Below are 5,121 nucleotides of genomic sequence, written 5' to 3'. Positions count from 1 at the left end.
GGAATTACTATTCAATCGTCTGAGTTACATTTTTATCAACAATTTTGGCATCCTTCGGAAAATTTACCAAAGTGGGACATTACTATTGCTCCTCTGTGAATGGTAGTTTATTTTTGCGCAAGTCCCCAACTTGTACTCCTGCAACTCCCAAACCCAAAGCTAGGGCAGCATAGGGGGTGAGCATCATACCAGTAAAGATCGCCACAAATCTACTTATACCAAATACTGAGAGCCAATTAATTAAGACACTTTTCCAATTGAAACCCGCACCAGCTAGAGCAACGCCAGCAACGTTACCACTGGCTAAGGCTAAACAACCTATTGTCCAGTTTTTCCACTGGTATTTAGCTTTTTTTTGTTCTCGATCTAGATAAATTATTTTACGTCCGATCAGTTTGGTATTAATTGATTCGGTGATTTCGTGATAGGTTTGATTATATTTTTCAGTGATAGTTAATACTTCTGTAAAAGCTTGTTCTAAGTCTTTTTCTGCTTCTTTTTCCCAAGCTGCTAATTCATTAGTAACATAGGTATCAAAACCCTTTTTAAAAGCTGCATAAAATTCATCTCTTTTACTAGGAATCAAGAAATCAAAAGTCTCTAATTCTGGTTCATAACGAAAGAAATCGACTTCAAAACTATTTTCCATTCTTAATACGTAATCTTCAAAAGAATTGGCAATAGCTTTTGCTTTCAAATCGCGCTGTGCTTCTATTTCTTGAATTAAGCGATCGCGTATTTTTTCTAATTGAGTAAATTCTGGTTTAATCTCAGCTATTTTTGCTTGTAATTCAGCTTCAGTTTGTGCTGATAAAGGAATCTGTCTTTCTACTATTTCATGAACACGATTGTAAGTTTGTTCTGCTAATATTTTAACGAGATTTAATTCAGCTATTGCGCTTTCTTCAGCAAGAAAATTATTTAAAGTAGTAGTGAATTTTGTGTAACCCGTTGCAGCTAAATTATCAGTATTATTTTTTAAACGAGAACGTAAAGCATTTAAAGCAGAAATTTCAAATACTCTGTCTTGGTAACTTGTTCCTAATGGTAAATATTCTGTTAGTTTTGCTTGGAAGTATTCACGGGATTTGGCTTCTATGGCTGCTAATTCTTCTTGGTCATCAGGATCGATTAATTCATTAGCAATTTCATCCCAACCATTAATTAAAAAGAAAACATTTAATCCCCGATCTTTAATATAGTTATCTAAGTAACGTTTTTCTTCTAAAGTAAAAGGCTGTACTGCTCGCAAGACAAATAAAATTGCCTGACAGTTGTAAACATAACCCAAAGATAGTTGATTTCTGGCTTCTGTATCATTTAAACCAGGACTATCAATAATTTCAATACCTGATTCTAATAAAGCTAAAGGATATTCTACTACAGCATATTGAACATTCGGAAAAGCTAAACTATCAGAACTATCTAACTTTTTAGCCTCATCAACACTAACTGTATAGTCTTGTCTAAAAGTATCAAAATCAATTTCTTCTGGTGGAGTATCATCTTTAAAATAAATAGTAATTTTTTTCTCTGCACCATAACGTAATACTGTTATAAGTCCAGTACAAGCATTAACATCTCTGGGTAATAAATCCTCTCCAATCAAGGCATTAATAACCGTACTTTTTCCGCGTTTAACATCACCTAAAACAAAAATACGAAACACACCATCTCGCAAATTATGGCTTTTTTGCTTAATATCTGCGATCGCGTATTCTAATCCTTCTAAATCAGCCGTTTCTAAATTATCAGCTATAATATCAAGGTCATTAGCAATTTCTTGACGAATTTGAGTAACTTGTTCTAAATTATCCGAAAAACTTTGATTATCAGCTTTATTAGTCATATTTTACTCATGAAATCTACTTGTAGTATTTTATAGATAGCACTCTTATTTTAGTAATTCGGTGATTCAAGTCTTGATGATTTAAAATTAATCTGAACTTTAAATGTGATTAATCCGATCTTTATATCAGTTATCACGCATTAATAAGATATTTAGTTTGAAGTTAAAAGTCATTAAAAACAATGCTTTAAGAAATTTATTATAATAGCTAGTTTCGAGAAACGGTATTATTTAAAATTCAGTATTATTAGTTTTTTGAGTTATCAAGAGTAGGGTGGGCAATGCCCACCCTACCTTTGGATTAAATTTATGTGTAGCTTTCTATTTATCAAATTGGTATAAGACAACAAGGATATAAATTCAGCGTAATGGAGATAACATTCCGTACAGCAAGTAAAGATGATTTGGATGTATTAGATCGAACTCATACTCAAAATATGCGAGAGTATGTAGAACAAAACTATCCTTGGGATAATGATTTATTTAAAAAGAAGTTTATTTATAATGATTATATACAGCGAATTTCATTTCAATTTGAGACGGTACAATTCGTCCACAGATAAACACAGATAAGTTAATTCTCTTCGTTATAAAACCAATGGATAATATGATGTACTAGATAGTTGTGCAAGACGCTGTAGTTATTCAAGAACAACAATCAATTATTGGTTTTCTAAAAATAGTACCAAAAACTAAGAATCTTTATTTAGGAGAAATTCAGATTAAAAATCTTTATCAAAATCAAGGTATTGGGACAAAAATATTACAGTCTGTTATCGAACAAAACCAATTTAAATATCAATCTATTTGGTTACAAGTACTCAAAGGCAATCCTGCTATTAGACTATATCAAAGCTTGGGTTTTAAGATTTTTGCAGAAACAAAAACTCATTATAAGATGCAACTTATCTAGAATAATAACAATCAATTATAACTGATTAGTAATTTGCTCTATGAGCTTGTTTTCATCAAAAGAAATATCGACATTTATCGCATTATGGGGTTCTTCTAAAGCATCAAATTGGCTACACAATAAATCTTCTGGCATAAAATGATTAGAACGCTTTTCAAGACGATCGCGAATAGTAGCATAATCACCACGAAGATAAATCCAGGTAATTTTTTGAGGGTAGTTTCTACCAATTATCTGGCGATATTGCTCTTTTAGCGCAGAACAAGCCATAACTCCCGATTTTCCTTCTTTTATGGCATTAGAGACTATATCGTTTAATTTTAATAGCCAGGGTAAGCGATCGTTATCATTAAGGGGTATTCCCCGACTCATTTTCTCAATATTATTAGAGGGATGAAAATCATCAGCATCATAAAATTGACAGTTCAAGCGATCGCTTAATAACTTGCCGATAGTTGTTTTTCCCGAACCAGATACACCCATAATTAGGTAGAACATCGCAATCAGAAAAATGAGAGTTAAATAATAAATAACTAGACTAAAGAGAATTAACAAATCGATCTAATCTTTCTATCCCCTTTTTAATAGTATCCATATCTGTAGCATAGGAAAGACGAATACAACTATCTGCACCGAAAGCAATACCAGGAATTGCTGCTACCTGCAATGATTCTAGTAAACTATTACAGAAATCAAGAGAGGTTTTACCAGTTTTACTAATATCAATAAAAACATAAAATGCCCCATAAGGCTTAGGACAAGATAGCAGAGAAATACTATTAACCGCTTGATAGATATATTCTCTTCTTTCAGCAAAAGCAGAAAGCATTTGCTTGACACAGTCTTGAGATTCAGTTAAGGCAGCGATCGCTCCATATTGAGCAAAAGTACAGACATTAGACGTACTATGACCTTGAACTTTAACCATCCCTTTAATAATCTCATCTGGTGCAGCAGTATAACCAACACGCCAACCAGTCATTGAATAACTTTTCGCAAAACCATTACAAATAATAGCGCGCTGGAAAATTTCAGGATTAACTGCGCCAATACTTAAATGTTGAGCATCGTCGTAAAGCAGATTTTCATAGATTTCATCAGAAACCACCAAAATATCATTCTGCACAACCACATCCGCTAAAGCACGAATTTCATCGGGAGTATAAACTGTTCCTGTGGGATTGGAAGGGGAATTGAGAATAAATAACTTAGTGCGAGGAGTAATCGCTGCTTGAAGTTGTTGAGGAGTAATTTTATATTGATTCGCTTCTATAGTCTCCACAATCACAGGAGTACCACTAGCTAGCTTGACCATTTCAGGATAACTTAACCAATAGGGTGCAGGAATAATCACCTCATCCCCTGCTTCAATTAAGGTTTGCATCAAGTTATAAAGAGAAAACTTCCCGCCATTGGTGACAATAATGTTATCGGGTGAATAACTAAGGTTATTGGCTGTTTGTAACTTATCAACAATAGCTTTTCGTAGAGCTAATTCTCCCGCAGCAGCACCATACTTAGTTTTACCTTCATCTAAGGCTTTTTTGGCAGCATCGCAAATATGTTGCGGAGTCGGAAAATCTGGCTCTCCAGTACCAAAACTGCAAACATCAATTCCTGAAGATTTCAGGGTTTTCGCTTTGGCGGAGATAGCGAGGGTAAGGGAAGGAGGGACTTGATTGACTCTTGCTGCTAATTTCATTGATATTATGGGTCAGAATTTCGCGGATCGGCGATTAGTGTTTTACGATACTTTCTCTAAGTATCTCCTCAGTTTAGCCAAATACTGAGATTTTATTTACATTTATTTCCTGACATAGTGATTATTTTAGTGTCTTTCTTTCTCAAAGGGATGCAACACCTAAATTATAAGGACGAAGTAAAAATGGAATTCAGTCAAATTCAACATAAGCTTTGTTGGTACGAAAAGCATGGAGATAACTTTATAGGAGAATGCAAACTTGAAGGTATGAACCTATCCCACTAATATGATTTTGGTAATCCACATATGAATAGTTGCCAAAGTCAAAAAACCATCAAAAACAAGAGATTGACGTTCCCAACGAACCACTAAACGTCTATATTTTCTTTGAAACCAAGAGAAACATCTTTCTTGCTGAAAACGTGGTGTACATCTTTCTTGCTGAAAACGTGGTGTATCACTTTTAATTGGTCTTCCACGATGTTTTTTTGATTTGTAGACTCTTTTGGGGAATTGTGGTCTAATACCTCTTTTTCTTAATTGCTCTCGCTTCTCATGGCTATCATATCCCTTGTCTGCTGCTAACACTGAAAATCTTCGTCTAGGGCGACCTGGTTTGACTGTTTGAATTTTAATTTCATCTAGTAGAGGTAATAC

General features: G+C 34.0%; 6 protein-coding genes. 2 read left to right on the top strand and 4 right to left on the bottom strand.

The window, feature by feature from the left end:
• Positions 1-82: 82 nt before the first annotated feature.
• Positions 83-1,849 carry a dynamin family protein gene (locus tag H1P_RS30980; RefSeq protein ID WP_144874991.1) on the bottom strand — a complete coding sequence of 589 codons (1,767 nt, stop codon included), beginning with the start codon at positions 1,847-1,849 and terminating at the stop codon, positions 83-85.
• A gap of 368 nt (positions 1,850-2,217) precedes the next feature.
• On the opposite strand from H1P_RS30980, the gene H1P_RS30975 reads away from it, so the two are divergent.
• Together H1P_RS30975 and H1P_RS30970 are read left to right on the top strand one after the other, a co-directional pair.
• Positions 2,218-2,412, top strand: a complete 195-nt coding sequence (locus tag H1P_RS30975) for a hypothetical protein (protein WP_144874989.1) — start codon at positions 2,218-2,220, stop codon at positions 2,410-2,412.
• 62 nt (positions 2,413-2,474) lie between these two features.
• Entirely contained in the window at positions 2,475-2,762 is a 288-nt protein-coding gene (locus H1P_RS30970) for a GNAT family N-acetyltransferase (protein WP_186376245.1), read from the top strand.
• Between the two features lie 15 nt (positions 2,763-2,777).
• Here the strand turns inward: H1P_RS30970 and H1P_RS30965 are convergent, their stop codons facing one another.
• The 3 genes from H1P_RS30965 to H1P_RS30955 form a co-directional block, all read right to left on the bottom strand.
• Positions 2,778-3,260: a gluconokinase gene (locus H1P_RS30965; protein WP_144874985.1), complete on the bottom strand. Its 483-nt coding sequence runs from the start codon at positions 3,258-3,260 to the stop codon at positions 2,778-2,780.
• Between the two features lie 40 nt (positions 3,261-3,300).
• Positions 3,301-4,464 (bottom strand): pyridoxal phosphate-dependent aminotransferase, encoded by a 1,164-nt coding sequence (locus H1P_RS30960; protein WP_144874983.1) that lies wholly within the window; start codon positions 4,462-4,464, stop codon positions 3,301-3,303.
• Between the two features lie 273 nt (positions 4,465-4,737).
• The coding region (locus tag H1P_RS30955; protein ID WP_144874981.1) for a transposase at positions 4,738-5,121 on the bottom strand (384 nt) is incomplete at its 5' end.

The organism is Hyella patelloides LEGE 07179, assembly GCF_900659865.1.
GTDB classification, from domain to species: Bacteria; Cyanobacteriota; Cyanobacteriia; order Cyanobacteriales; family Xenococcaceae; genus Hyella; species Hyella patelloides.
The sequence above is the reverse complement of the archived record's forward strand: the minus strand, read 5'-3'. Positions and strand labels throughout refer to the sequence as shown.

What these genes read in the sequence shown, in the direction of transcription:
- H1P_RS30975 (WP_144874989.1), top strand. Translation starts at nt 2,218, where the DNA reads ATGGAGATAACATTCCGTACAGCAAGTAAAGATGATTTGGATGTATTA.
- H1P_RS30965 (WP_144874985.1), bottom strand. Translation starts at nt 3,260, where the DNA reads ATGTTCTACCTAATTATGGGTGTATCTGGTTCGGGAAAAACAACTATC.
- H1P_RS30980 (WP_144874991.1), bottom strand. Translation starts at nt 1,849, where the DNA reads ATGACTAATAAAGCTGATAATCAAAGTTTTTCGGATAATTTAGAACAA.
- H1P_RS30960 (WP_144874983.1), bottom strand. Translation starts at nt 4,464, where the DNA reads ATGAAATTAGCAGCAAGAGTCAATCAAGTCCCTCCTTCCCTTACCCTC.